Here is a 26,773-nt window from a genome sequence, read left to right as displayed (position 1 = left end):
CCGCGTCAATCAGATTGCCTTGCTTGCCTTGCGATCGCGTCCCGGCAGCTCTGGAGCGTCTGCTCCTGCGTGCCGGATGCATCGATGGTCGCCCACCCGATATGGCCGATATTATAGTGCTCCTGCTGCGCAGCAACCTCCTGCGTGGCGTCGGAGGCGTCGCCATGGCGGCCGCCAATGCGAGCCTGCCGGGTCGCAAGGTCGGCGACGAGGAATAATCCGCTCAACGGGATGTTGCATTCGCTGGCCAGGACGGCCAGCTCGTCCCGTTCGGATTCCCTTGCAAAAACTGCGTCGACGATGACGGAATGGCCTTGTATCAGCGCCTGTCGGGCCCGCTGCATCAACATCTCGTAGACGCGCGCCGTGACGTCGGGCCGGTATGTAGACGGTGGCAGACGGTCGGTGTGTCCCACCTGAAACAGCTGCTTGCGAATGACGTCGCTACGCAGCACCACGGCTCCCGGCAGCGGTGCGACGTGAGGCGCCAGTGCGCGGGCGAGGACGGACTTGCCGGTGCCGGATAGCCCGCCTACCGCAATCAGGCGCGGGGCGTGAGGCTCGATCAGAACGCGGGCGAGGTCGAAATAGCGACGTGCCTCGCCGAGAATTCCGCTCCGGTCGGCATCGGGGCGTGCCAGCCGTGCCAATGCGACCTGCGCACGGATCGCCGCGCGAATGGACAGGAATAGGGGCAGGGCGGCCAGCGCATCCAGAGTTTCGACCGGCGATACGGTCAGATATTGGTTCAGGACGATGTTGGCTGCCGCGGCCTGACCATGGCACAACAGGTCCATCACGGTGAATGCGAGATCGTAGAGCACGTCGACGGTCGCCATCTGCGCATCGAACTCGATGGCATCGAACAGGACGGGCTGTTCGCCGATCATGACGATGTTCGCAAGATGCAGGTCGCCGTGGCAGCGGCGCACGAAGCCCTGACGGCCACGCGCTTCAAGCAGCGGCTGCAGGCGCCGGAACATCGCGTGCGAGGCCTTGCCGAGCCGCTCGATCGCCTCTGCTTCGAGGTGCTGGCCCTGCCGCAAGCCATTGCTGTTTGCATCGATGAGGCGGGGGATGGAAGCGACCCATGCCTTGCCGTCGGCTTGCTTCGCCGCCGCATGCGACGCGGCGATGGCGTCAGCGGTCGCGGACGCAAGGCTCGCGTCCAGCGGCCCGGCCTTCGCCAGATGGTCCAGTGTCCGGCTTTCGTCGAAGCGGGACATGTCGACCGCATACTCGACCGGCCGCCCGCGGCCGTCGACCTGCAGCGATCCGTCCGTCTCCTCGGTGATCGCCACGACACGATCATAGATCTGAGGCGCCAGAGGCCGGTTGACCCTGATCTCTTCCTCGCAGGCCGCCTTGCGTTTCTCGAGCGTCGAATAGTCGAGGAAGGGAAACCGCACGGCTCGCTTGACCTTCAGCGCGCGCGGCCCGTCGAGGAAGACCGATGCGGCGTGCGTATCGATCCGCGTCACGCCGGGACGGGTGCCGAGTGCGGTGAGGATCCGTTGCTGGGCAGCCGTTTCGTCCGTCATCGAAGCTGTTATCCCGGGATACGGTCAGGGTCGGAGCGCGGCTGCGCCGCTCCAAGCGAACTATCCATAGAATGGCGGCGCGCGGCCAGTCCTTGACTTCCGTCAAGGCTCGATCGGACCTGCCGGGGTTCCCCATGAGCTTGACGAGGATCAAGCGTCCTGACGAAAGCCGGACTAGTTTGGCGATCGAGGAGAATCCCGATGCCCATCAAGGACGTTTTTCTGCCGCTCATCGGCCAGCCGGCTGGACCTACTCTCGCCGCGATCGAGAAATGCGTGTCCGTCGCCGCCGCCCTCGGTGCCAGGATCAACGCGCTTGCGCTCGAGGAAGAGGTGTTCGCGCGACCGAAAGTGCTGCTTCCCGAAGATCCCGGAGCCGCTGGGGCGGACGGACCTGCCGGGGCGGCTGACCTGCAGAATCTTCTGAATGCCTTCACCGATGCGGCGTCCCGCGCCGGCATTCGCGCCCACAGCCGGTCGGGCAAGGTGCCGCCGGACCAGATCGCGTCGATCCTTGCCGAACATGCGCGTTTCAGCGATCTCACGCTGGTCCCCGCGAAGCCGCATGACAGCCGCACGGAGCACATCATCGAGACGCTCCTGTTCGAATCCGGGCGACCGCTGCTGCTGTGTCCGGAGCAGCGCGTAGAGGCGCTGCGACCGGAATTCGAGAATGTCATGATCGCCTGGGATCACTCCGCGCGCGCCGCGCGGGCGGTTGGCGACGCGCTGCCGGTCCTGCAGGCCGCGGCCTCGGTTCGTGTGGTGACCGTGACGGACGACAGGACTGACGCCCTTGTGCAGTCCGGCGCCTCCCTCGTCGACCATCTGAGGGAACACGGCGTCTACGCCTCGTTCGAAACGGTAGGTGGGGGCGGCAGCTCGATCGGCAAGGTGCTTGGAAGCTGGGCGAATTCCAATGCGATGGATGCGATCGTGATGGGGGCCTACCATCATTCACGCCTGAATGAGATCGTTTGGGGCGGTGTGACAAAGACCGTCATTGGCCAGCCGCCGTGCTGGGTTATGATCTCCCACTAGGCTGGCCGCTGCTTTCCAGCCCGATCTTTCGACCATCGGAACCGCCACCGACCGGGCGTATTTGCTGTCATGTCAACCTATCGCCTGAAGAATCTGCTGTCGCCGCATTCGGTTGCGCTCGTCGGAGCGAGCGCCCGTCCGGTCTCCGTGGGCCGAGCCGTTCTGGAGAACATTCGCAAGGCCGAATTCGCGGGACGATTTGGCCTGGTGAATCCGCGCCATGCGGAGATCGCCGGCGTTCCCTCCGTGAAGAGCCTGGACAGGCTGGATTTCGTGCCAGAGTTGGTGGTCATCACCGCGCCGGCGCGCGAGGTCCCCGGTATCATTGATCAGGCCGGGCGGCGAGGCTCGGCGGGCGCGCTCATTGTCTCGGCAGGATTGGGCCATGGACCGGGATCGCTGCACGAGGCCACGATCGCCGCAGCCCGCAAATACGGCATGCGGCTGATCGGGCCAAACTGTCTCGGCATCATGATGCCCGGCGTGAGCCTCAATGCCAGCTTTGCCGCACATATGCCGGGAGCGGGAAATCTCGCGCTGATTTCGCAATCCGGTGCGATCGCCGCCGGCATGGTGGATTGGGCCGCGCAGCGCGGCGTCGGCTTCTCCGGCATCGTCTCGATCGGCGACCAGATCGATGTCGATATCGCCGACCTGCTCGACTATTTCGCGATGGATCACAAGACCCGCGCGATCCTGCTCTATATCGAGGCCATCAAGGACGCGCGTAAATTCATGTCTGCGGCGCGCGCTGCGTCACGCGTCAAGCCGGTTGTCGTGGTGAAATCCGGCCGCATGGCGCAGGGGGCGAAGGCGGCTGCGACCCATACGGGCGCGCTCGCCGGCGCCGATGCCGTCTATGACGCGGCGTTCCGCCGTGCGGGCGCTTTGCGGGTTTCCGATCTGCGCGAACTGTTCGACTGCGCCGAGACGCTCGGCCGCGTCGAATCCCCATCCGGAAAGCGATTGGCGATCCTCACCAATGGCGGCGGCATCGGGGTGCTTGCCGTCGATCGATTGGTCGAGCTCGGCGGGGTTCCGGCGTCGATCTCGGCGGACGCCCGCAAGAAGCTCAATGAGGTGCTGCCGCCGACCTGGTCCGGTGCAAATCCCGTCGACATCGTGGGCGATGCCGATGCATCGCGCTACGCGGCTGCGCTCGAGGTGCTGCTCGCCGACCCCGACAATGACGCGGTTCTCGTCCTCAATGTGCAGACTGCGATCGCCTCGGCGGCCGATATCGCGGCGACCGTAACGGAGCTCGTCGGCAAATATCGCAAGCAGCACGGGCGGTGGGCAAAGCCCGTATTGGCCGCCTGGGTCGGGGCCGATCAGAACATCGCTCAGGCGCTCTCCGGCGCGGGGATTCCGAACTACCCGACCGAGGACGACGCGGTGCGCGGTTTCATGCATCTGGTCCGGCATCGCGAAGTAGTCGAGGAGCTCAGCCAGGTTCCTCCCGCGATGCCCGACACGTTCGTGCCTGACGCCCGGGCAGCCAGGCAGATCGTCGCCGCGGCCATTGCGGATGGCCGCGAATGGCTCGAGCCCGTGGAGATCAAGCACCTGCTCGAAGCCTATGACATCGCCATGGTGCCGACTTACGCCGCCGATGACGTCGAGCAGGCTGTGGCCCGCGCGGACGAGATATTTGCGCAAGGCGGGACCGTCGTGCTGAAGATCCGGTCGCGCGACATCGTTCACAAATCCGATGTCGGCGGTGTGGTCCTCAATCTGACGACGCCGGAGGCGGTGCGTGCGGCGGCCTTCGACATTCTCGCCCGGGCCAGGAAGCTGCGGCCCGAGGCGCGCATCGGCGGGGTCATCGTCCAGGCGATGGTCGTCAAGGCGAAGGCGCGCGAGCTGATCCTCGGCCTTGCCGACGATCCCACCTTCGGCACCGTCGTTGTCTTCGGCCGGGGCGGCACTGCGGTGGAGATCATCAACGACAAGGCGCTGGCGCTGCCGCCGCTCGATCTGCAGCTGGCCCGCGATCTGATCGACCGCACGCGGGTGTCACGGCTGCTCCGCGCCTATCGGGACGTGCCGGCGGTGAAGCCGGACGCCGTCGCGATGGTGCTGGTCAAGCTGGCGCAGATGGCGGCCGATATTCCCGAGATCCGCGAATTCGACATCAATCCCTTGCTGGCCGACGAGACCGGCGTGACCGCGGTGGACGCCCGCGTCGCGGTCGGGCCGCCGCAGCGGAAATTCGCAGGTTCCGGCCCCGCCAATTTCGCGGTCCGGGCCTATCCGTCGCAATGGGAGCGCCGGCTCAAGCTCAAGGACGACTGGCCGATCTTCGTGCGGCCGTTGCGTCCCGAGGATGAGCCGACCATCCACGCGTTCCTGCGTCACGTGACGCCTCACGATCTTCGTCTGCGCTTCTTCGCGCCGATGAAGGAGTTCACCCACGAATTCATCGCGCGCCTGACGCAGCTCGACTATGCGCGCGCAATGGCCTTCATTGCGTTCGACGAGGCGACCGGCGAGATGGTCGGCGTGGTCCGGATCCATTCGGACTCGATCTACGAGAGCGGCGAATACGCGATCCTGCTGCGGTCCGACCTCAAGGGCAGGGGGCTCGGATGGGCCCTGATGCAGCTGATTATCGAGTATGCGAGGTCGGAAGGCCTGAAGGCCATCTCGGGCGACGTGCTCCAGGAGAACACCGTGATGCTCGAGATGTGCCGGCAACTCGGGTTCGAGGTCAAGCCTGATCCGACCGAGCCCGACATCTGCGACGTCAGGCTCAAGCTCTGAGCGCACCCGCTAGGAAGGCGCCTCCGAACTTGCGGCAGCGGATGTCCTGGCGGATGCCTTGGCACTGGTTCGCAATGACTTGACGATGATCGCGATCAGCGGCACCAGCACCGGCACGATCGTGCTGAGCGGATGATGCACCGCGCCCGAGACCTGCGCCTGCAGCGCGCGGGCCTCGAGCTGAAGCGCCTCGATGGATGCGCCGTGAATCTCATTGGCGAGCTCGATGTCGCGGCCGGACGGAGCGCGGCCCGCGACGATGAACAGAACAGCGGCGATGACGAAATTGAGGGCGCCCAGAATGGCGGCCGCGGCAATGGCGCTCCATATCTGGACCAGCGCGAAATAGGCCGACAGCTCCAGCATCAGGAGCCCGAATGCCGCAATCAGTGCTGCAAACGCGCGCAGGCCAAGTCCCATCAGGAGATGGCGCATCCTGATCTCTGCGATGATCCTGTCCGTGCGCCACAGCACGCGCAGATGTTTGACGACATTCTCGCTATTCACCTAGTGTCTCCTCAGCATGAAGCCGACGACCACGCCGAGCGCGAAGGCCGAGGCGAGCGACGTGATCGGGCGATCCGCAATGAGGCCCTGAAGCTGTTCCTGCTCCTCGCCGACGGTCTCGCCGAGTTCGGCCAGCGCGGCCTTGATCTGATCGGCCAGGGCCTCGGTGCGCTCCTTCGAGCTCTCGAACATCTCCTCGCCGGCCGTGCTCAAGAGACGCGTGACGTCCACCTTCAACGTCCGCAGTTCTTCGCTCATCCTGTCGCTGTCGAACATGGATCTGATGCCTCCATTGAATGAAACGACCCTAGGGCCGCTGACGCGTGCGGGCTTGATTTGCGTCAAGCGGGGAGGCGGTCCCGGTGTTGAGACAGGTCAAACCGGCCGCCACATGCTGGCCTAGAAGTGGCGGCTGAATGGGGACCAATCGTCCCGATGAGGTGAAGCGTGAACTCCGAACCGCTGTTGCTGGCAACGCCGTCTGGCGATGCGCTGAAACTGCGCCCTGAAGGGCCCTGGACCGCAGCGAATGTGACGAGGCTCGAAACGCTGTCCCGCTCGGTCAGGGCCGAGGTCGAGCGGTCGAGAATTGTGACCCTGGACATGTCGGGCGTCAGCGCGCTGGACACGCTGGGCGCCTGGGTCCTGGAGAAGTTGTCGCGCCGCGCCGCATCGTCGGGCAGATCGGCCGAGTTCGTCGGCGTCGCCGACCATTTCAGCGGTCTCCTGGACGAGGTCCGCCAAGTCAACCGTCACACGCCGCCGCCTGCGGCTGCGCCAAATCCGGTGCTGCTCAGGCTCAGTGACCTCGGCAAAGCCACGGTCGATGCGCGCGAAGACGTCACGATCTTTCTTCAAATGCTCGGCGCCTTGTTCATGGCCGTCATCGGCGTGCTGCGCCGGCCGCGAACGCTGCGGCTGACGTCACTGGTCTACCAGCTCTACCGCATCGGCTGGCAGGCCATTCCCATCGTCGTGCTGATCACCTTCCTGATCGGTGCCATCATCGCCCAGCAGGGCTTCTTCCACTTTCGCAGGTTCGGCGCTGAATCCTACACCGTCGACATGGTCGGCATTCTGGTGCTGCGCGAGCTCGGCGTGCTGATCGTCGCCATCATGGTCGCGGGACGTTCGGGAAGCGCCTACACCGCCGAGCTCGGTTCGATGAAGATGCGCGAGGAGATCGATGCTCTCTCGACCATGGGGCTCGATCCCGTCGATGTCCTGATCCTGCCGCGCGTTGCGGCTCTGGTCATCGCGCTGCCAATCCTGGCCTTCATCGGATCGATTGCGGCACTCTATGGCGGCGGCCTCGTCGCGCAGTTCTATGGCGACATGGGACCTGCGATCTACATCGCGCGGCTGCATGAGGCCATTTCCGTCACCCATTTCGAGGTCGGTATCCTGAAGGCGCCGTTCATGGCGCTGGTGATCGGGATCGTTGCCTGCAGCGAGGGCCTGCGCGTCAAGGGCAGTGCCGAGTCGCTCGGGCGGCAGACGACCACGTCGGTGGTGAAGTCGATCTTCCTGGTGATCGTGCTCGACGGCCTGTTCGCGATCTTCTTCGCATCGATCGGAATGTGACGATGGGCGAACAGCAGGAAGAGTTCGCGATAAGGGTCCGCGACCTCGTGGTCGGATTCGGCCGCCAGACCGTGCTCGATCATCTGTCGCTCGACGTGCGACGGGGTGAGATCCTGGGGCTGGTGGGGGCGTCCGGCGGCGGCAAATCGGTGCTGATGCGGACCATCATCGGCCTCATCCCGCGCCGGGGCGGGATCATCGAGGTCATGGGACAGCCGATCGGCGGCCGCACACAAGGCGCGGCCACGACCTGGGGCATCCTGTTCCAGCAGGGTGCGCTGTTCTCCTCGCTGACGGTCCGCCAGAACGTCCAGTTTCCGTTGCGTGAGAATCTCGTGCTGTCGGAGGAGCTGATGGACGAGATCGCGATCGCCAAGCTCGAGATGGTCGGGCTGCGCGCGCAGGATGCCGACAAATATCCGGCGGAGCTGTCCGGCGGCATGACCAAGCGTGTGGCGCTGGCACGCGCGCTCGCGCTCGACCCGCCGATCCTGTTCCTGGACGAGCCGACCTCTGGCCTCGATCCGATCGCTGCCGGCGATTTCGACGCGCTGATCAAGACCCTGCAAAAGACCCTAGGGCTGACCGTGTTCATGGTCACCCACGATCTGGCCAGCCTCACCACGGTCTGCGACCGCGTCGCCGCGCTCGCCGACGGCAAGATCGTGGCGATCGGGCCGATGCGCGAACTGCTGCAATCCGAGCATCCCTGGGTGCGCGCCTATTTCCACGGCAAGCGCTCGCAGATGCTGCAACACGAGATGAGATGAGACATGGAAACCCGCGCTCCCTACGTGCTGATCGGCAGCTTCGTGCTGGCCGCGATTGTCGCGGTGTTCGGCTTCGTCTATTGGCTGAACAACACCGGCGGCATCGGGCCGCGCACCAACTATCAGGTGCAATTCCAGGGGCCGGTGCCGGGTCTGCTGGTCGGCGCCGGCGTGCTGTTCAACGGCATCCGCGTCGGCGAGGTGACCCAGCTCGGGCTTGCACCGGACAATCCGCGCTTCGTCAACGCCACGATCTCGGTTGCGTCCGCGACGCCCGTGCGCACCGACACCAGGGTCGGGCTCGATTTCCAGGGGCTGACCGGCGTGCCGGTGGTGACGTTGGAAGGCGGCATGATCGTCGCCAAATCCGGTGAGCCCCCGACCTTGATCGCCGAGGCCGGCGCGGGCCAGAGCATGACGCAGGCCGCGCGTGATGCGCTGCGGCGGGTCGACACCGTGCTGGAGGACAATTCCGGCCCGCTGAAGGACACCATCGCCAATCTCAAGACCTTCTCCGACGGGCTCGCCCGCAACACCGGCAAGATCGACGGCATCCTGGCGGGCCTGGAGAAGATGACCGGTGGAGGGGCGCCCGCCCAGAAGGTCACCTACGATTTGCGCACGCCGCAGAATCTTGGCCCCGCCGGCAAGACCCTGTCTGCGTCGCTGGCCATTCCCGAACCAACCGCGGTCGCAATGCTCCAGACCCAGCGCATGCTGTTCTCGCCCGCGGGCGACAATCCGGGCTTTGCCGAATTCCTCTGGGCCGATAGCATTCCAAAACTGGTGCAGGCGCGGCTGATCGACAGCTTTGAAAATTACGACATTGCCCACGCGCCCTTGCGCACCTCCGACCTTGGCCAGGCCGACTACCAGCTTCTGATCGACATCAGGCGCTTCCGCATTGCCATGGAGGGCGACACGCGGGTCGAGATCGCGCTGTCGGCGCGGATCGTCGACAAGAACGGCAAGGTGATCGCATCCCGCATCATCGAGGCCAGCGAGAAGCTCGACAAGGTCGAGCCTGAGGTCGCGGTCGCGGCGTTTGATGTGGCTTTTGCCCGAATCGCCCAGGAGCTGATCGGCTGGACGGTGCAGGCGGTCTAGGACCGTCTATTCCAGCGTCTTCAGGTAGGACAGAAGATCGTTGATCTGGTCCGGACTGAGCTCGAAGGCCGGCATGTCGGGATGGCCCGTCGAGATGCCTTCGGCCAGTGCCTCCTCGAGCGCCTCGATCGGATAACGCTGGTGCAGGGTCCGCAGCGGCGGTGCGATCCTGAGCGGGCTCTTTGAGACCCGATCGATCGCGTGACAGCGCGCGCAATTGGCCCGTGCAAACGCCTTGCCGCGTTGTTCTGCCGTCGTGGCTGCCAGCGCAGGCGTGATGAGAACGAGGCCAATCAGGCTCTGGCGCAGGGCGTGCTGAAACATGGAGGACGGGATCCGGTCGACGCTCGGCGCAGAATAGAGGGGGCAGGGAGACCAAAATTGATCTGGGTCAATCGCGTTTGTGGCAGCGCAGTAAAATGCATCCGCGCGTGGCGGACTCAGCCCTGGGGGGTGAGCAGGACCTGTGCTTGGAGCGGTGGATGAAGCCTTCCGTGGTCACGATTGAGCCGACCGGGCATTTTTGCAGCGATTGTGCCGTACGTGGATCGGCCGTTTGCGCGTCGCTGGATGCGGCAGAGCTGAGGCAGTTCGAGCATCTCGGACGCCGCGTCCATTTCTCCTCGGGTGAAACCGTGTTCTCCGAGGAGGACATCACGACCTCGTTCTACAATGTCCTCGAAGGCGTCATGCGGCTGTACAAGCTGCTGCCCGACGGCCGGCGGCAGATCGTCGGTTTCGCCTTGCCCGGCGATTTCCTCGGCATGAATCTCTCCGGCCGTCACAATTTCTCGGCCGACGCGATCGGCGCCGTGACCGTGTGTCAGTTCGCGAAGGCGCCCTTCGGCCGATTCATCGAGGATCGTCCGCAACTGCTCAGGCGCATCAACGAGCTGGCCATTCGTGAGCTGAGCCAGGCCCGCGACCACATGGTTCTGCTCGGCCGCCGCTCGGCGGACGAGAAGGTCGCCAGCTTTCTGCTTGGCTGGCGCGAGCGGCTGTTCATGCTCAGGGGTCCCTGCAACACGGTTTCGCTTCCGATGAGTCGCCAGGACATCGCCGATTATCTGGGCCTCACCATCGAAACCGTCAGTCGCACCTTCACCAAGCTCGAACGCCACGGCGCGATCGAGATCATTCAGGGCGGTGTCAGCCTGCTCGACCAGGCCCGTGTTGAGGCCCTCGCCGCGGCCTGAGGCGGCTTTTCCGCAGCGGCTCCCGGATTTTTGATCCGGATCAATGACGCTCGGCACCCGTCGCAAATAATGCCCCCCAAATAGCCGGGAGGAGCATGATGCCTACTGATGCGTTGCTGATGACCATGGTCGTGGTGGCGGTCTTCGTCGCCTTTGGCGCAGCTCTGGCGTGGGCCGACCGGCAATCCAGCGCCGCCCGGATAGACCTCGATTCCAAGCGTTGAAGCTCGATCGTAGGGTCCCGGCCGCCGATTTGAGCGAAGCCGTTTGTTGGCCGTTTCGCAGCGCCTCAACGCAACAGGGGCCTGCGGGGCCTGCAACTCTGCATCGACGGGGACGCATTGGCGCATCCTTCGGGTGCCGACCCCCGAACCGCGCGGAGGCATTTTCGCCGCATTTGCCTCAAACCGCGCGCATGCTTTCCGGTTGAAAAGCCGGGCAACACTGACTACGCAGGAACTCCAGTGCCTCGCAGTCTTAGGAGCCCAGCGGCGTGCCTCAGGACAAGACCGGCGACCCCCGACAAGCGGCGGGCAACAAATTATCGGTCCTGCGCAAGCACCCGATCTTCGCGGATCTGGAGCCGGAGGCGCTCGACCAGCTCTGCCGCTACGCCAAGCACACGACCGTGAAGCGCGGGGCGACGATTGCCGCCAAGGGCGATCCCGGAAACAATCTGTTCGCGGTGATCACGGGAACGGTGAAAATATCCTCCTCGTCGCCCGACGGGCGGAATGCCATTCTCAACCTCATCGGCCCCGGAGAGATCTTCGGCGAGATCGCGGTTCTCGACGGTGCGCCGCGTTCGGCGGATGCGACCGCCAACACCAATTGCGAGCTCTACATCATCGATCGGCGCGACTTCCTGCCGTTCGTGAAGAGTCAGCCGGCGCTCGCGATGAAGTTCATCGAGCTGCTCTGCGCGCGTCTGCGCTGGACCAGCCAGCAGGTCGAGCAGGTGATCCTGCAAAATCTTCCGGGCCGGCTCGCAAGCGCGCTGCTCGGTCTCACCGAGGAGCGCAAGCTCGATTCCGGCAGCGGCACGCTCGCCATCACGCAGCAGGAGATCAGCGAGATGGTGGGAATGACGCGCGAGAGCATCAACAAGCAATTGCGCGCCTGGGCCGGTCGCAACTGGGTTCGTCTGGAGCACGGCGCCATCGTGGTGCTCGATACCGATGCCCTGCGCGAGCTCGCCGAGAGCGGCCTCGACGGCGAGTGACGGCTTCGACCTAATCGTCGATGATGGCGACCGCGCGGGTCCAGCCCGCGGAGGCGCGTTCGATCTTCACCGGGAAGCACGAGACCGTGAATCCGGTCGAGGGTAGCTGATCGAGATTGTGCAGCTTCTCGAGATGGCAATAGCCAATGTGCCGGCCCGCCTTGTGGCCTTCCCAGATCAGGCCGGCATCTTTTGTTTCGGCATATTTCTTCGCGGTGTAGACGAACGGCGCGTCCCAGCTCCAGCCATCGGTGCCGGTCAACCGCACGCCGCGCTCGAGCAGATACATGGTGGCCTCATAGCCCATGCCGCAGCCGGAGTTGACGTAACCGGCCTCGCCGAATTTAGCGCCGGCGCTGGTGTTGACGACGACGATCTCGAGCGGAGACAGCCTGTGCCCGATGCGCTTGAGCTCCGCTTCGACGTCGCCGGCAGTCACGACATAGCCGTCGGGCAGATGCCGGAAGTCGAGCTTCACGCCGGGCTGAAAACACCACTCCAGCGGCACCTCGTCGATGGTCCATGACCGCTCGCCGCAGTTCATGGTCGGATGAAAGTGCCAGGGCGCGTCGAGATGTGTGCCGTTGTGCGTCGAGAGCGAGACCTGTTCGACGGCCCAGCCCTGGCCGTCCGGCAGGTCTTCCGCCCTGAGGCCGTCGAAGAACTGCAGCATGCGCGGCAGGCCCTGCTGGTGGTCGATATAGTGGATGGTCGGATGATTGCCGGGCGGATCGGACGTCACGTCGTTTCGCAGGGGGACGGAAATATCGACCAGCTTCCGCGGCATAGGCATTCCTCGAGATAGTCCGATGCTCAGGTCATCCTGAAGGCTCGCCGTTGGGGGCGTCAAGTCACGTGCGGGCGACATCGAGCCCGCCGGCCATACCCGCCATTGTGAGAATTGCGCCGGGAAATTGATCAATGCAACTCTTGCATTGATCGATGCCGGATTTGGCTTGGACAGAGAATGCCGCCGGCCCTAGGGACGACATTGGCGCTTGACTTCCCACCGGAAGTAGAGCGACCCAAGACGGCCTGCAGCCTGCCCGACAACGACATAATCACCTCAGGAGGAGCCCAGATGAAGACACTCACCGGTATCATCGCAGCCGCCGTGCTGGCGGTCTCAGCGCCGCTGGCGGCCGCACGCGATTTCCGCTCTGCCGACATCCACCCGGCCGACTACCCGACCGTCGAGGCCGTCAAGTTCATGGGCAAGCAGCTCGCGGCCGCGAGCGGCGGCAAGCTCGGCGTGAAGGTGTTTCCGAACGGCGCCCTCGGCTCCGAGAAGGACACCATCGAGCAGCTCAAGATCGGTGCGCTCGACATGATGCGGATCAACGCATCGCCGCTCAACAACTTCGTGCCCGAGACCATCGCCCTGTGCCTGCCTTTCGTGTTCCGCGACACGCAGCACATGCGCACCGTCCTTGACGGTCCGATCGGCGACGAGATCCTGGCGGCCATGGCGCCCGCAGGCCTGATCGGCCTTGCCTATTACGACAGCGGCGCCCGCTCGATCTACACCGTCAAGGCACCGGTCAAGTCGCTCGCCGACCTCAAGGGCCTCAAGATCCGCGTCCAGCAGTCCGACCTGTGGGTTGGCATGATCCAGAGCCTCGGCGCCAACCCGACCCCGATGCCTTATGGCGAGGTCTACACCGCGCTCAAGACCGGCCTCGTGGACGCCGCCGAGAACAACTGGCCCTCCTATGAGTCCTCGCGCCATTTCGAGGCCGCCAAGTTCTACAACGTCACCGAGCACTCCCTGGCGCCCGAAGTCCTCGTGATGTCCAAGACGGTCTGGGACACGCTGAGCAAGGAAGATCAGGCGATGATCCGCAAGGCGGCCAAGGAATCGGTGCCTGTCATGCGCAAGCTCTGGGACGAGCGCGAGCAGGCCTCCCGCAAGACCGTCGAAGCGGCCGGCGTCCAGGTCGTGACCGTCGCAAACAAGCAGGAGTTCGTCGACGCGATGAAGCCGGTGTACCAGAAGTTTGCCGGTGACGAGAAGCTGCAGAGCCTCGTCAAGCGTATCCAGGACACGAAGTAAACCACGGCGGAACGGGTCCGGTGTCGCCCGCGAGGTGACGCCGGACCCTCGCGAGGGAGGCGCGGGATGACGGACCCACACGTCGCAGATCACGAGCAGGAGGCGGTCACCGGACGGCCATCCACCGGCTTGCTCTCGCGGATCAATGCGCCCATCGCGCGCCTGGGCATGTATCTGTCGGTGACAGGACTGCTCGTCATCGTCACCATCGTGTTCTACCAGGTGTTCGGGCGCTACGTGCTCAATTCCAGTCCGACCTGGACCGAGAACCTTGCGCTGGTCCTCATCCTCTACGTCACGCTGATCGGTGCCGCCGTCGGCGTGCGCGATGCCGGCCATATCGGCATGGACAGTCTGCTGGTGATGCTTCCGGACCATGTCCGGGAAAAGATCGAGATCGTCATTCACGTGCTGGTGGCCGTGTTCGGCATTGCCATGGCCTATAACGGCTGGATCCTCGGGGCTTCGGTCGGCACCGTGAAGATCCCCAATCTCGGCTTGCCCGAGGTCATCCGCTACGTGCCGCTGATCGCCTCCGGCATCCTGATCGTCTCCTTCTCAATCGAGCACATCATTGCGCTCCTGCGCGGCGAAGAGGTCGTCCCCTCATGGAACTGATCATCCTCGGCGCCACGTTCTTCGGCTTCCTGATCCTCGGCGTTCCCGTCGCCTTTGCGATCGGCCTCTCGGCGATCTGCACCATCCTCTATGAAGGCCTGCCGGTCGCCGTCATCTTCCAGCAGATGATGTCGGGGATGAACATCTTCTCCTTCCTCGCCATCCCGTTCTTCGTCTTCAGCGGCGAGCTGATGCTGCATGGCGGCGTCGCCGATAAGATCGTGAAGCTTGCCAAGAATCTCGTCGGGCACATCCGAGGCGGCCTCGGCATGTCGAACGTGGTCGCTTGCACGCTGTTCGGCGGCGTCTCTGGCTCGCCCGTGGCCGACGTGTCGGCGATGGGCGCGGTGATGATCCCGATGATGAAGAAGGAAGGGTTCGACACCGACTACGCCGTCAACGTCACCACCCATGCCTCGCTGGTCGGAGCCTTGATGCCGACCAGCCACAACATGATCATCTATGCGCTCGCGGCCGGCGGCAAGGTCTCGATCGGTGCGCTGATCGCAGCCGGCCTCCTGCCGGCGCTGGTGCTGATGGTGTGCATGCTGGTTGCAGCCTACGCGGTCGCGGTGAAACGCGGCTATCCCGCCGGCAAGTTCCCGGGCTGGGCCGAGGTGTTCCGTTCGCTCGCCGCCGCGCTGCCCGGCCTGTTGATCGTCGGCATCATCCTGGCCGGCATCCTCTCCGGCGTCTTCACGGCCACCGAGTCCGCCGCCGTCGCGGTCACCTACACCATCCTGCTGACCTTCTTCATCTACCGCACCATGACCTTGTCGAACTTCCTGCGGGCCGCGGCGAAGGCGGTGAAGACGACGGGCGTGGTGCTGCTGCTGATCGGCGTCTCCACCATGTTCCAGTATCTGATGGGTCTCTACGAGGTCGCTGACTTCGCCGGCGACCTCATGAGCAAGGTGTCCAGCCAGCCCTGGGTGATCTTCCTGCTCATCAATGTCATCCTGTTCGTGCTCGGCACGTTCATGGACATGGCCGCGACCATCCTGATCTGCACGCCGATCTTCCTGCCCATCGCGATGAAGGCGGGCATGGATCCGGTGCAGTTCGGCATGCTCATGCTGATCAACTGCGCGCTGGGGCTGAACACGCCGCCGGTCGGAACGACGCAATTCGTCGGCTGCGCCATCGGCGGCATCTCGGTGGGCGCGGTGATGCGCACCATCCTGCCGTTCTATGCCGCGCTGATCGCAGCTCTGATGTTCGTGACCTACGTCCCCGCATTCTCGCTGTGGCTGCCCCGCCTGCTGATGGGTTACAAGGGATAGCAGCAACAGGGAGATTTCGTCCGTGACCGACTATCGCAAGCTCTTCGATCTTACCGGCAAGACGGCCGTGGTGCTCGGCGCCGCCTCAGGCATCGGCAAATCCTCCGCCGAGGCGCTGGCCGGGTTAGGGGCTCGCGTGGTCTGCGCCGATCGTGCGCTTGATGCCGCGGAGGCGACGGCCGCCGGCATTCGCGACAAGGGCGGCTGGGCGGAAGCAGCGGCTTGCGACGCCGCGAGCGCCGCGGACGTCAATGCGCTTGCCAAGACGGTCATGCAGAAGTTCTCGCGGCTCGACATCGCGGTGACGACGCCCGGGCTCAACATCCGCAAGACCATCCTCGACTACACCGAGGAGGATCTCGATCGCGTCCTCAACCTCAACGTCAAGGGCACCGTCTGGTTCTTCCAGGCCTTCGGCCGCATCATGGTCGCGCAGAAGGGCGGCAGCATCATCGCCTGCTCCTCGGTGCGCGCGGTGACCATCGAGCCGGGCCTCGGCGTCTACGGCTCCACCAAGGCAGCCATCGGCCTGCTGGTGAAGGGCTTCGCCTCCGAGGTCGGCCATGCCGGCGTGCGCGTCAACGCGATCGCGCCGAGCATTGCCGAGACCGCGCTGACCGGTCCGTTCAAGCAGCGCCCCGACATCTACAATCTCTACGCTGGCCACACCGTGTTCAATCGCTGGAGCAGCGCCGACGAGGTCGCCACCGCGGTGGCCTATCTCGCTTCGGATGCTGCGAGCTATGTCAGCGGCAGCACGCTGTTCGTCGATGGCGGCTGGACCGCTGTGGACGGCCCGCCGACGGGTCTCACCCAGCTGCACAAATAACGCCGTTAGCGGCTCCTAGCCGGCAAAACCTGCGCGCTGGCGCAGTTCCTTGCTGTCTGCGCCGGTCAGCAAGGCAATCAGCGCGGCGGCCTCCTTCGGATGCGCGGCCCGGGCGGTCACGCCGGCCGTGTACATCGTCACGAGCTCGCATCCCGGCGGCAGCGCCCCCGACAGCACGATGCCGTCGGTCGCGATGATCTCGGTCGCCTGCGTGCAGCCGATCGGCCGCGCTGCGGTGGACATCGCGAGCTCCCGCATCGCGGTTGCACCGTTTGGAAATATCTTGAGGCGCGAGGCGACCTCGTAGGCGATCCCGAGCTGATCCAGCACTTTCGCGACGTGCTGTCCCGCCGTGGACGCCTTGATGTCGGGGACGTAGATCGCATCTGCGGAACGCAGCACCTCGCGCAAATCGGTTTCGGTTTTCGCCGTCACCCTGGGATCGCGGTTGCGAACCGCCAGCGCGGTCTCGACCCGGCCCACATCCGCGATCGCGGAGGGGACAACGAGCTTCTCTTCGGCGAGCTTGGTGAGCAGTGCCTGGGTCAGGATGACGAGATCGGCCGGTGTTCCCGCGCGCAGCTTGTCGGCCATGATGCCGACCGCGCCGAATTCGCCGTCGATGCCGGCGCCGGTCTGCGCCTTGAACGCATCGGCGAGGCCGCGCACCAGGCCTTGCGCGGCACCGCCGCTCAAAATGTTCACTGTCGTCACGATGCGAGCTCCATGGCTGCAATGATCCTGTCGCGGGTGATCGGCAGGTCGCGTACGCGCACGCCGAGGCAGTCGAACACGGCGTTCGCGATCGCCGCCGTCACCGGACCGTGCGCGGCTTCGCCTGCACCGACCGGCTCGATCTCCGGCCGCTGGATGATCTCGACATCGACCGCCGGCACCTCGCTGAAGGTCAGGATCGGATAGTCCGTCCACGAGGCCGAGGTGATGCGGGTCCGGTCGAAGCGAACGCGCTCTTTCAGCACCCAGCTCGTCGCCTGGATCGCGCCGCCCTCGATCTGGTTGATGACACCGTCTGGATTGATGGCTTCGCCGACATCGACTGCAAGCGTCAGCCGTTTCACGCGAATGTCGTCGGCACCTTCGATCTCGGCAATCGCGGCGCAATAGGCGCCCGTGTTCTTGTAGCGGCCAAAGCCGACGCCGTGGCCGATTCCGGCCTGCTTCTGCGGCTTCCATTGCGCGCGTCGCGCCGCGGCGCGGATGACGTCGCGCGCCCGTTCGTCACGCAGATGGCGCAGGCGGAACGCGACGGGGTCTTCGCCGCGCAAGGCGGCGATCTCGTCGAGCAGGGACTCGATGGCGAAGACATTGCCTTGCCCGCCCAGCGTCCGCAGCGCCGAGGTTCGCACCGGCATGGTCAGCAGCCGGTGGCTCGTGATCGTCCAGGCCGGGAAGTCGTAGAGCGGAACCGAGTTGCGGTCGCCGCCGCCGCCATTGGCCGCCAGCGGATTGGTCGAGACCATGCGCGGGTAGGGATTGGCGATCTCGGATGCGGCGAGCAACGCCGGCTGGGCCGCGCGCCCCGGGCGCGCTGCGTGGCCGTTGCTCCAGATCGAATGGCGCCAGCCGACGATCTCGCTGTCGGCATCGAGATCGGCCTCGATCTCGATGGCCATCGCCGCGCCGAACGGCGCGTGACTCATCTCGTCATGGCGAGACCACTGCACCCGGACGGGACGGCCGCCGGCCACTTTCGCCAGCAGCACGGCATCGAGCGCGACGTCGTCGGCCGCGTTGTGCCCGTAGCAGCCGGCACCCTCCATATGCTCGACGACGATGTGTTCGGCGGGCAGCTTGAGCACGATCGCTAGGTCGGCCCGCAGCAAATAGACGCCCTGGCTGTGTGTCCAGACACGGACGCGATCGCCGTCCCACTGTGCCATGGCGCAGGATGGCGCGATCGAGGCATGGGCGATGTAGGGGCGGGTGTATTGCCGGCGGAGAGTTTGGGCGGGCTTGCGCGGCGTCGACGCTTGCCTGGTGTCGATGGTGGTCGTTTCGACCGGCTGGCTTTTCAGGAAGCCTGCGAGATCATCTTCATCGGGCAGCGGCTCGCCGGCCGACCATGTCGCGCCCTTGCGCAAGGCCTTCAGCGCGGCGTCCGCCGCCGTCTCGCTATCGGCGACCACGCCGGCAAAGCCGCCGTCGCGGGCGATCGCGACGAGGCCGGGAACGGTCCGCGCTGTAGTGTCATCGAGCCCGATCAGCCTGGCGCCGGATACGTCCGGCCGCAGCACCCGTCCGTGCAGCAATCCAGGCAATGCAAGGTCATGGATGAAGCGCGGCTGTGCGAACACCTTGTCGGGAATGTCCACGCGCTGGACGGAATGTCCGGCGAGGGCGCGCCTGGCGGCGAGCTTCGCTGTCGCGCCCGGGGCGGCGTCGTGGTCGAGCGAAACATCGCCGGCGAGCTCCCAATAGCTGGTCCGGACATTGCCGGGACCCGAGATCGTGCCGTCATCGACATTGAGTAGTGTGGCGTCAACGCCGAGACGCTCCGACGCCGCGACCAGGAAGCGCTGGCGTACCTCGGCGCAGGCATGGCGCAGCGCCCGGCCGGATTGCTGGATCGACAGGCTGCCCGAGGTGACGCCCTCGTTCGGGCTCGCCGCCGTCGAGGCGCGGATCATCTCGATCCTGCCGATATCGATGTCGAGCTCGTCCGCGGCGATCTGCGCCAGCGCGGTGACGATGCCCTGGCCGATTTCGACCTTACCGGGCGAGATCGCCACGCGGCCGTCGCCGCTGAGCTTTACCCAGGATGACAGCCTCGGATTGGCTGCAAGGCTGACCGGCAGTGTCGGGGCAGGGGAGGTCATGACGCAGCCATCTCCGAGGCTGCGCGGAGCACCGCGCGCACCATGCGGTTATGCGATCCGCAGCGGCAGAAATTGCGGTCGAGCGCTTCTCTCACCTCGGCCTCCGTCGGCGACGGATTGCGCCTCAGCAGGGCCGCCGCGGTGATCAGGATTCCCGAAGCGCAATAGCCGCATTGCATCGCCTGCTCCGAGATGAAGGCGCGCTGCAGAGGATGTGGCCGCTCGGCGGTGCCGAGGCCTTCGACCGTGACGACATCCTTGTCCGCGACCGACCACATCGGCATGTCGCAGGAGGTCATCGCGCGGTCATCGACCATGACATGACAGGCGCCGCACTCGCCGGCCCCGCAGCCGAAATGTGCACCGGTGATGCCGAGCCGGCCGCGCAGCACGTCGAGCAGCATCTGGTCCGGATCAGCGTCCACGGCGATCGCATCGCCGTTGAGCCGGAATTGAAGAATGGACATGAGCAGTACGCCTCAGGACTTGTCGAATTTCTTGACGACGTCGGCCCATTTCTCGATGTCGCCACGCAGGAATTTTTCGAATTCCTGCGGTGTCATTGACATGGGTACGGCGCCCTGCTCGGACCATAGTTTTATGATGTCCGGCCGCTTCACCATTGCGTTTACAGCGGCGTTGAGCTTGTCGATGACCGGCTTCGGCGTACCGGCAGGTGCCATCAGCCCGAGCCAGATCGTCGCCTCGTAGCCGGCCACGCCGGCTTCCACGGCGGTCGGCACGTTCGGCAGCACCGTCGAGCGCTGCGCGCCGGTGGTGGCGAGCGCGCGGACCTGGTTTTCGGCGATGTTCGGTGCCATCGCCGGCACCGCGTCGATCATCATCTGGACCTGTCCGCCGATCACGCCGCTGCGCGCCTCGCCGCTGTTGCGGTAGGGAACGTGGAGGACGTCGATGCCGGCCATCGCTTTGAACAACTCGCCGGCCATGTGATACGGCGTGCCCTGGCCGGAAGAGGCATAGTTCAGCTTTCCGGGCTGGGCTTTGGCGAGGGCGATGAACTCGGCAAGCGTCTTTGCCGGGACTTGCGGGTTCACCACGACGACGAGATCGGAATAGTTGACCGGCGCGATCGGCGCGAGGTCGCGCATCAGCTCGTATTTGCGCTTGTCCGCCGTCAGCAGCGACTCGTTCGCGGTCTGGGTATTGGACATCATCAGCAGCGTGTAGCCGTCGGCGGGCGACTTCGCCGCCTCGACCGTTCCGATGACGCCGCCTGCGCCGGTGCGGTTCTCGATCACGAAGGGCTGACCAAAGCTCTCCTGGAGCACGTTACCGATCAGCCGGGCCGCGACGTCGGCCGGGCCGCCGGCGCCGAAGGGCACGACGATCCGGACGGCGTGGTTGGGATAATCTTGCGCGAGGGAGGGGGGCGCCGAGAATCCGGCGAGCAGGCCGGCCGCCAGCACCAGCATCGATCTTCGGGCAGTCATGCCCACCTCCCTGATATCGTTTTTGTTGGCCGGCACTGTAGCGGTACGGCAGGCGGACTGTCGACGCCCCACAAATCCGGTTGGGCTAGGAATATCGGAGGGCTTCCGGTGTGGTTTGGGCCGCTCTCGCGGTTGCGGCAGGAACCTGCCGCGCGCGCGATTTGAGCAAATCGCATGGGCGTTGCCGGATAAATGCCCTCGGCGGGCCGGTATTTTGATGTTACGAATTTGGCCATGAACCAGCACGCCAAGATTGAACTCCGCCATTCGACCTGCCCGCATGATTGCCCGTCGGCCTGCGCCCTCGATGTCGAGGTGATCGAGGGCCGGAGCATCGGCCGCGTCCGTGGTTCGAAAAAGCAGACCTACACGGCCGGCGTCGTCTGCGCCAAGGTCGCCCGTTATGCCGAGCGCATCCATCACCCCGAGCGGGTGACGTTTCCGATGCGGCGCATTGGGCCGAAGGGCTCGGGCCAGTTCGCGCGCATCTCGTGGGACGAGGCGCTCGACGAGATCGCGGAACGGTTCAATCAGGCGGAACGCGAGTTCGGCGCTGATTCGATCTGGCTCTATTACTACGCCGGCACGATGGGCCTCGTGATGCGCGACGGGCTCAACCGCCTGACGCACGTGAAGAAGTATTCGCGGTTCTATCAGACCATCTGCGCCAATGTGGCGCGCATCGGCTACGCGGTCGGCACCGGCAAGATCGCGGGCGTCGATCCGCGCGAGATGGCGCTGTCCGATCTCGTGGTGATCTGGGGCACCAATCCCGTCAACACCCAGGTCAACGTGATGACGCACGCCGCGCGGGCCCGCAAGGAGCGTGGCGCCAAGATCGCGGCGGTCGACATCTACGACAACGACACCATGAAGCAGGCTGACATCAAGATCATCCTGCGGCCGGGCACCGACGGCGCGTTCGCCTGCGGCGTCATGCACGTCCTGTTCCGCGACGGCCATGCCGACCGCGCCTACATGGACAAATACACCGACTGCCCGGCCGAGCTTGAGGCGCATCTGAAGACACGCACGCCGGAATGGGCTTCCGCAATCTGCGGCGTGCCGGTGGCGGAGATCGAGGCCTTTGCGAAAGCGGTCGGGGAGACCAAACGTACCTTCTTCCGTTTTGGCTACGGCTTTACGCGCAGCCGCAACGGCGCCGTGCAGATGCATGCCGCGAATTGCATCCCCGCGGTCACCGGTGCCTGGCAATATGAAGGCGGCGGCGCCTTCTTCAACAATTACGCGCTGTGGCACTTCAACGAATCCATCATCGAGGGCCACGACGCGATCGACCACAGCGTCCGCGCGCTCGACCAGTCCAAGATCGGCCGCATCCTCACCGGCGATGCCGAGGCCCTGCGCGGCAAGGGACCGGTCAAGGCGATGCTGATCCAGAACACCAACCCGGTGACGGTGGCGCCGGAGCAGGCGCTGGTCGCCCAGGGCTTTGCGCGCGAGGATCTGTTCGTGGCAGTGCACGAGCAGTTCATGACCGAGACGGCGCAAATGGCCGACATCGTGCTGCCGGCGACCATGTTCATGGAGCACGACGATCTCTATTACGGCGGTGGTCATCAGCACATTTCTGTCGGACCGAAGCTGATCGATCCGCCCGGCGAATGTCGCTCCAATCACCAGGTCCTGCAGGCGCTGGCGCCGCGGCTCGGCGCCGTGCATCGCGGCTTCGAGATGACGCCGCGCGAATTGATCGACGCGACCTTGAAGCTCAGCAACCATGGCGACATCGCCGGCCTCGAAGCCGACCTATGGCGCGACCTGCAGCCGGATTTCCGCACCTCGCATTTCCTCGACGGCTTCGCCCATGCTGACGGGAAATTCCACTTCAGGGCTGACTGGGCGCATCCGCCGTTTGGCGTGACAATGGGCGATTTCGACAAGATGCCGTCTCTGCCGGACCATTGGGCGGTGATCGAGCATGCCGACCAGGCCCATCCGTTCCGGCTTGCCACCAGCCCGTCGCGCAGCTTCCTGAACACGACGTTCAACGAGACGCCGTCCTCCCAGGCGCGCGAGGGCAAAGCGAGCGTCATGATCCATCCGCTGGATGCGGCGGCGCTCGATATCGCCGACGGCGATACGGTGACGCTCGGCAACACCCGCGGCGAGACCACGCTGATCGCGGTGTTGTTCGAGGGCGTGCGACGCGGCGTGCTGATCGCGGAGTCGGTTCACCCGAACAAGAATCATGTCGGAGGTCGCGGCATCAACATGTTGACGGGTGCCGACACGATCGCGCCGATCGGCGGAGCCGCGTTCCACGACAACAAGGTCTGGATCAGGAAAGCGGTCGCCTGAGTTCTCTCGGCGATCGCCGCGCAATTTGTGTCGAGGCGCTAAAGAGGCACCTCGCCGCAGATTGCCCTTGCACCTTCCGCCCGAGCTGCCGCAAATGGCTGCAAATCGGAAAACCAAGGAAGCGTGCCATGAGCGACACCACAGCCGTCATCACCGAGAAGCGCGGGCAGGCGTTCTGCATCACTATCAACCGGCCCGAGAAGCGCAACGCGCTGAACGGCGACGTCATCGCCGGCATCACCAAGGGGTATCGCGACGCGCATGACGACAAGGAAGTCCGCGTCATCGTGCTGACCGGCGCGGGCGACAAGGCGTTCTGCGCCGGTGCGGACCTGCAGAATTCCGGCGCCGCTTTTGCGATGGATCATTCCAGGCCGAATGTCGACTACGCCGATCTGCTGCGTCTGTCGCAGAACGCCACCAAGCCCGCGATCGCGCGTGTCGGTGGCGTCTGCATGGCCGGCGGCATGGGCCTGCTCTGCATGACCGACATGGCGGTCGCCGCCGATCATGTCATCTTCGCCCTGCCGGAGGTGAAGGTCGGCGTGTTCCCGATGCAGGTGCTGAGCCTGTTGCAGGAGATCGCACCGCGACGCCTCGTCAATGAGTGGGCGCTCACCGGCGAGCCGTTCGATGCGAAGGCTGCGAAAGATGCGGGCCTGCTCAACTACGTCGTACCCACGGCCGAGCTCGATGCCAAGGTCGACTGGCTGATCGGCCGAATCGTCGACAAATCGCCGACCGCGATCCGCCGCGGCAAATACGCCATGCGCGCCATCGCTTCGATGACGTTCGACGAAAGCATCGCCTACACCGAAAGCCAGATCGCGCTGCTGGCGATGACTGAGGATGCCAAGGAGGGGCTCAAGGCGTTCGGCGAGAAGAGGGAGCCGGTTTGGACGGGAAGGTGAGAGTGCCAGTGTCGTAGGGACTTTGTAAGGTTGGCTGCGATCGTGGGCAGGGCGACCTCCCCGAGTTTCCCCGTTGTTCGAATTGCCTCCTTCTCTGGTTTGGCGGTGGCGCAGTGTTGAAGCAAGGACACGCTCCCGTTCGGTGAAACGAGGTCCAAAAGCGAAAACTTTTCGCAATTGGTTTTGCTTCTGTGACCGTGCCAAGTTGCCATCATTATGAAAAGATTGACGTTTTTTTCTTTTCGTGTATCCTGTTTGGAGATACACAAAACGATAGAACGTTGGAGCGCGCGACCATGATGGGCGGCGAGCAGTTCGACTATGGCCAGCTTTCACCCGAGGTGCAGGTCAGGCTGGAGGAGCTCGAGGGTGTCATCCGGGAGGGCGAGAAGCGGCTGACGTGTAGCGGAGTGGTGATCGGCGCGGCACTGATAGAGGCCAAGCAATATTTCGCTCACGGCATGTTTTTGCGGTGGTGTCATCTGGTCGCGGGATTCGAGCCGCGGAGGACGCAGCGGTATATGAATGCTGCGCATCTATTTCAGTGCTACGGCGAGGACGTGTGCCGGCTGCCCCTGACCGCCGCCCAGGATCTGGGTGCTTCGTCGGTGAGCGAGGACACGGTGCGCGAGGTGCTCGCGCGTGTGCGGCGTGGAGAGAGCGTGACGGTCGACTGGGTCAAGCAGACTATCCGCCGCGACAAAGGGGGGTCCGCTAAAATGGAGACCGACCATGCTCAGTCGATCGAGGTCGCGGCAATGATCACGGAGATGTTGGACGTCCGCCATTGCCGGCTCTTGCTCGGCTTCCTCGAGGAGCGGCCGTCGGCTCGTCAGTTCATGGAGAACCTTGCCGATCGTGCGGCCGCGAAGATTCGCGGAAGCCGCGCCGCACGGGTGACGCCCACGTTCCTCAGTCTTCCGGCGACTTGATTATTTCCAACGTCGTGACGTCCGGCAATCGACGGTGCCGGACGGCGCATGTTTCGCGCTCTACATCTGAGGGCAGAGGCCGGCTATGATCATCGACAAACTGCTGCGACCGATCGTTGACGCAATGGCCCCGACCGATCTTGGCGCGCCAAAAACCCAAGCGGTCATCGACCGGCATCTTGCGGCGTTCGAAGAGATGTTGGGACTTGGCTTCACCTACAAGCAGATTTCCGCCGGTCTGAACGGCAAGGGAGCTCGGGGTCGCACAGGAGCGGAATTCACCGAGCAATCGCTCGCGGTCTTCATCAGCCGAGCCAGAAAGAAGGTTTGCCCGCCCGCGGGGATAACAAGGCGGCCGGCCGTTCGTCCCACCGATTTCGGCCGGCCGTCGCCGCCGAGCGGGGCGGAGAACTCGCCGATCCCGCCTGATCTTGATCGGTTCAGACAACGCATCGACCAGGCTCGGACTCACGCCGCGATGGACGAGTTTCTGTTCCGTCGCGGAAAGTCACGGTAGCGGGCATGCTTGCTGAGGAGGATCGCGCCGAGCTCGAAATGCTTCTGCGCCAAGTCGGCCCCGCGATCGACGTCGCAGTTCAACTCGAAGCTCTCGATGAGGCTGCGTCGTCGTTTCGATGTCGGAATGTGCGACGCAAAGCTTCGGCTCGTATCGGGGAGGTCATCGCGCAATTGTCCGCACTTGTAGCCGCGGCACATCAGGCGGCTCGCACCGGGGCAGGCTCCATTCCGTCGGAGATATTGCCTGAGACGTTCGACGCGCTGATCGGGCACTATCCGTTCTCGAACATGGACATGGCGCCGGTTACGGCCGAAACGTTGAATAATTCGGACAGCTATGCAAGTTTTTACCGCACGGCCGTCATAGCTGCGCCCGTCGAGTCCCATGTCGTAAACGCGGCGTTGCGCCAGTTCCCGGGCAAGCCGCATCTGGTGGCGGTCAGATCGACAGCCTTCCCATTCGACGCCGCAAGGGTTTACTTCTTCAACGGTCTGGCCGAGCCGACTGCCGCCGATCTGAGGAGGCAACTCGAAGATTTTATCGTTCGGATGACGGATGTCGCGCCCGGCTTTCTTGAACACGTGCGCGATCGCGTCTGTCTTGCGACACGGGATCCGAGGCGGCAGAACCGAGGGCGGCGCAAGCTCTACGATTGGGCCGAGCCGTCGCCCGAGGCCCGCCTGGTGTGGGACGTGCTCGATGCAGTCCTGCAGCCGGTGACCGAGCGGCCGAATGCACCGGTTCGGGACATCGTTGTTCGGATCGTCGACTTACTGGCGGAGCCGATCGCCGCCGACAGCATCCGTCCCGACATCATTTCGGCGATGGTGACGATCTGGGTCGCGAGCTGCCAACACCACATCGTGGCAAGGCATCTGTCGGGAATGCTGGATGGAGCACCAGGGCAGGCGGAGACGCCGCGACGCCGGCGTCGACGCAGCTTCTGGATCGCCTGTCATGGCGCCGTGTGTGACTCGGCTGCTGAACTCTGGCGCCGCGCGTGCATGGGCGATCATCACCATGTCGCGCAGCTTGGTGGGAATCCCAAGTTCTTTGATGCGAGGTCAGCCTCGCCCGTCGGCGGCGTCAGCGGCACGCGCCAAGGTCGCGCGACGGGATTTCCGGTGCCAACCCTCGATCTTGCAGCCGCGGCCACCGCCGAGACGACTTTTCGATTTCTCCGCAGCCTTGCAAAAGCTTGCGCGCCATGTCTCCGCCCGCAAGCCGAGCCCGACGTCCTCCGACGATAGATATCGTTTCTCCGACGGATGACGACAATTTAC

At 64.7% G+C, this 26,773-nt stretch carries 26 protein-coding genes; 17 read left to right on the top strand and 9 right to left on the bottom strand.

Going from position 1 to position 26,773, the window contains the following annotated elements; translation table 11 throughout:
• Positions 1–5: 5 nt before the first annotated feature.
• Positions 6–1,541: a bifunctional aminoglycoside phosphotransferase/ATP-binding protein gene (locus JQ617_RS10140; RefSeq protein ID WP_212026205.1), complete on the bottom strand. Its 1,536-nt coding sequence runs from the start codon at positions 1,539–1,541 to the stop codon at positions 6–8.
• A 201-nt stretch (positions 1,542–1,742) separates the two neighbouring features.
• On the opposite strand from JQ617_RS10140, the gene JQ617_RS10135 reads away from it, so the two are divergent.
• Together JQ617_RS10135 and JQ617_RS10130 are read left to right on the top strand one after the other, a co-directional pair.
• Positions 1,743–2,582: a universal stress protein gene (locus tag JQ617_RS10135; protein ID WP_212026204.1), complete on the top strand. Its 840-nt coding sequence runs from the start codon at positions 1,743–1,745 to the stop codon at positions 2,580–2,582.
• Positions 2,583–2,651: 69 nt separating this feature from the next.
• Positions 2,652–5,345: a bifunctional acetate--CoA ligase family protein/GNAT family N-acetyltransferase gene (locus JQ617_RS10130; RefSeq protein WP_212026203.1), complete on the top strand. Its 2,694-nt coding sequence runs from the start codon at positions 2,652–2,654 to the stop codon at positions 5,343–5,345.
• Between the two features lie 9 nt (positions 5,346–5,354).
• Here the strand turns inward: JQ617_RS10130 and JQ617_RS10125 are convergent, their stop codons facing one another.
• Positions 5,355–5,852 carry a phage holin family protein gene (locus JQ617_RS10125; RefSeq protein WP_212026202.1) on the bottom strand — a complete coding sequence of 166 codons (498 nt, stop codon included), beginning with the start codon at positions 5,850–5,852 and terminating at the stop codon, positions 5,355–5,357.
• Positions 5,853–6,128, bottom strand: coding sequence for a hypothetical protein (locus JQ617_RS10120; RefSeq protein ID WP_145661613.1), 276 nt, complete (start codon positions 6,126–6,128; stop codon positions 5,853–5,855).
• Between the two features lie 171 nt (positions 6,129–6,299).
• Here JQ617_RS10120 and JQ617_RS10115 point away from each other — a divergent pair, with 171 nt between their 5' ends.
• Genes JQ617_RS10115 through JQ617_RS10105 form a run of 3 tightly spaced genes read left to right on the top strand, consistent with a single transcriptional unit; the run spans position 6,300 to position 9,313 of the window.
• Complete coding sequence (locus tag JQ617_RS10115; RefSeq protein WP_212026201.1) at positions 6,300–7,436, top strand: ABC transporter permease; 1,137 nt, start codon at positions 6,300–6,302, stop codon at positions 7,434–7,436.
• Between the two features lie 2 nt (positions 7,437–7,438).
• Complete coding sequence (locus tag JQ617_RS10110; RefSeq protein WP_212026200.1) at positions 7,439–8,206, top strand: ABC transporter ATP-binding protein; 768 nt, start codon at positions 7,439–7,441, stop codon at positions 8,204–8,206.
• A gap of 3 nt (positions 8,207–8,209) precedes the next feature.
• On the top strand, positions 8,210–9,313 hold the full coding sequence (locus JQ617_RS10105; protein WP_212026199.1) for an ABC-type transport auxiliary lipoprotein family protein: 1,104 nt from the start codon (positions 8,210–8,212) through the stop codon (positions 9,311–9,313).
• A gap of 6 nt (positions 9,314–9,319) precedes the next feature.
• On the opposite strand, the gene JQ617_RS10100 is transcribed toward JQ617_RS10105, so the two are convergent.
• Complete coding sequence (locus JQ617_RS10100; RefSeq protein WP_212026198.1) at positions 9,320–9,637, bottom strand: c-type cytochrome; 318 nt, start codon at positions 9,635–9,637, stop codon at positions 9,320–9,322.
• Between the two features lie 158 nt (positions 9,638–9,795).
• Between JQ617_RS10100 and JQ617_RS10095 the strand changes: the two genes are divergently transcribed.
• The 3 genes from JQ617_RS10095 to JQ617_RS10090 all read left to right on the top strand — a co-directional run bounded on the left by JQ617_RS10095 (position 9,796) and on the right by JQ617_RS10090 (position 11,731).
• On the top strand, positions 9,796–10,509 hold the full coding sequence (locus tag JQ617_RS10095; RefSeq protein ID WP_212026797.1) for a Crp/Fnr family transcriptional regulator: 714 nt from the start codon (positions 9,796–9,798) through the stop codon (positions 10,507–10,509).
• 95 nt (positions 10,510–10,604) lie between these two features.
• Positions 10,605–10,733 (top strand): hypothetical protein, encoded by a 129-nt coding sequence (locus JQ617_RS40225; protein ID WP_283842057.1) that lies wholly within the window; start codon positions 10,605–10,607, stop codon positions 10,731–10,733.
• 269 nt (positions 10,734–11,002) lie between these two features.
• Positions 11,003–11,731, top strand: coding sequence for a Crp/Fnr family transcriptional regulator (locus JQ617_RS10090; RefSeq protein ID WP_063688220.1), 729 nt, complete (start codon positions 11,003–11,005; stop codon positions 11,729–11,731).
• 10 nt (positions 11,732–11,741) lie between these two features.
• Here the strand turns inward: JQ617_RS10090 and JQ617_RS10085 are convergent, their stop codons facing one another.
• Complete coding sequence (locus JQ617_RS10085) at positions 11,742–12,518, bottom strand: cyclase family protein (RefSeq protein ID WP_212026197.1); 777 nt, start codon at positions 12,516–12,518, stop codon at positions 11,742–11,744.
• Between the two features lie 294 nt (positions 12,519–12,812).
• Between JQ617_RS10085 and JQ617_RS10080 the strand changes: the two genes are divergently transcribed.
• The 4 genes from JQ617_RS10080 (at position 12,813) to JQ617_RS10065 (ending at position 16,514) form a co-directional block, all read left to right on the top strand.
• Complete coding sequence (locus JQ617_RS10080; RefSeq protein ID WP_063688216.1) at positions 12,813–13,784, top strand: TRAP transporter substrate-binding protein; 972 nt, start codon at positions 12,813–12,815, stop codon at positions 13,782–13,784.
• Between the two features lie 66 nt (positions 13,785–13,850).
• Positions 13,851–14,402: a TRAP transporter small permease gene (locus JQ617_RS10075; RefSeq protein ID WP_212026196.1), complete on the top strand. Its 552-nt coding sequence runs from the start codon at positions 13,851–13,853 to the stop codon at positions 14,400–14,402.
• The gene (locus JQ617_RS10070; RefSeq protein ID WP_063688212.1) at positions 14,393–15,685 is read left to right on the top strand and encodes a TRAP transporter large permease; all 1,293 of its coding nucleotides are present in this window, start codon (positions 14,393–14,395) and stop codon (positions 15,683–15,685) included. The genes JQ617_RS10075 and JQ617_RS10070 overlap by 10 nt, the downstream gene beginning before the upstream one ends.
• A gap of 22 nt (positions 15,686–15,707) precedes the next feature.
• Positions 15,708–16,514, top strand: a complete 807-nt coding sequence (locus JQ617_RS10065) for an SDR family NAD(P)-dependent oxidoreductase (RefSeq protein WP_063688210.1) — start codon at positions 15,708–15,710, stop codon at positions 16,512–16,514.
• Between the two features lie 15 nt (positions 16,515–16,529).
• Here JQ617_RS10065 and JQ617_RS10060 read toward each other — a convergent pair whose 3' ends face one another.
• Genes JQ617_RS10060 through JQ617_RS10045 form a run of 4 tightly spaced genes read right to left on the bottom strand, consistent with a single transcriptional unit; the run spans position 16,530 to position 20,805 of the window.
• Positions 16,530–17,228 (bottom strand): molybdate ABC transporter substrate-binding protein, encoded by a 699-nt coding sequence (locus tag JQ617_RS10060; protein WP_212026195.1) that lies wholly within the window; start codon positions 17,226–17,228, stop codon positions 16,530–16,532.
• Positions 17,225–19,351 carry a xanthine dehydrogenase family protein molybdopterin-binding subunit gene (locus JQ617_RS10055; RefSeq protein ID WP_212026194.1) on the bottom strand — a complete coding sequence of 709 codons (2,127 nt, stop codon included), beginning with the start codon at positions 19,349–19,351 and terminating at the stop codon, positions 17,225–17,227. Before JQ617_RS10055 ends, JQ617_RS10060 begins: the two co-directional genes overlap by 4 nt.
• Complete coding sequence (locus tag JQ617_RS10050) at positions 19,348–19,818, bottom strand: (2Fe-2S)-binding protein (RefSeq protein ID WP_145661595.1); 471 nt, start codon at positions 19,816–19,818, stop codon at positions 19,348–19,350. The genes JQ617_RS10055 and JQ617_RS10050 overlap by 4 nt, the downstream gene beginning before the upstream one ends.
• A 12-nt stretch (positions 19,819–19,830) precedes the next feature.
• Positions 19,831–20,805, bottom strand: coding sequence for a Bug family tripartite tricarboxylate transporter substrate binding protein (locus tag JQ617_RS10045; RefSeq protein ID WP_212026193.1), 975 nt, complete (start codon positions 20,803–20,805; stop codon positions 19,831–19,833).
• A gap of 234 nt (positions 20,806–21,039) precedes the next feature.
• Here JQ617_RS10045 and JQ617_RS10040 point away from each other — a divergent pair, with 234 nt between their 5' ends.
• The 5 genes from JQ617_RS10040 to JQ617_RS10020 all read left to right on the top strand — a co-directional run bounded on the left by JQ617_RS10040 (position 21,040) and on the right by JQ617_RS10020 (position 26,740).
• Complete coding sequence (locus tag JQ617_RS10040) at positions 21,040–23,127, top strand: molybdopterin oxidoreductase family protein (RefSeq protein ID WP_212026192.1); 2,088 nt, start codon at positions 21,040–21,042, stop codon at positions 23,125–23,127.
• A 128-nt stretch (positions 23,128–23,255) separates the two neighbouring features.
• Positions 23,256–24,038, top strand: a complete 783-nt coding sequence (locus tag JQ617_RS10035) for an enoyl-CoA hydratase/isomerase family protein (protein WP_212026191.1) — start codon at positions 23,256–23,258, stop codon at positions 24,036–24,038.
• Between the two features lie 281 nt (positions 24,039–24,319).
• Positions 24,320–24,970, top strand: a complete 651-nt coding sequence (locus tag JQ617_RS10030; RefSeq protein ID WP_212026190.1) for a DUF3102 domain-containing protein — start codon at positions 24,320–24,322, stop codon at positions 24,968–24,970.
• Between the two features lie 85 nt (positions 24,971–25,055).
• The gene (locus JQ617_RS10025; protein ID WP_212026189.1) at positions 25,056–25,487 is read left to right on the top strand and encodes a hypothetical protein; all 432 of its coding nucleotides are present in this window, start codon (positions 25,056–25,058) and stop codon (positions 25,485–25,487) included.
• Between the two features lie 5 nt (positions 25,488–25,492).
• The gene (locus JQ617_RS10020; RefSeq protein WP_212026188.1) at positions 25,493–26,740 is read left to right on the top strand and encodes a hypothetical protein; all 1,248 of its coding nucleotides are present in this window, start codon (positions 25,493–25,495) and stop codon (positions 26,738–26,740) included.
• Positions 26,741–26,773: the final 33 nt, after the last annotated feature.

The sequence above is a fragment of the Bradyrhizobium sp. KB893862 SZCCT0404 genome (genome assembly GCF_018130885.1).
In the GTDB taxonomy this organism is placed as follows: domain Bacteria; phylum Pseudomonadota; class Alphaproteobacteria; order Rhizobiales; family Xanthobacteraceae; genus Bradyrhizobium; species Bradyrhizobium stylosanthis.
The sequence above is the reverse complement of the archived record's forward strand: the minus strand, read 5'-3'. Positions and strand labels throughout refer to the sequence as shown.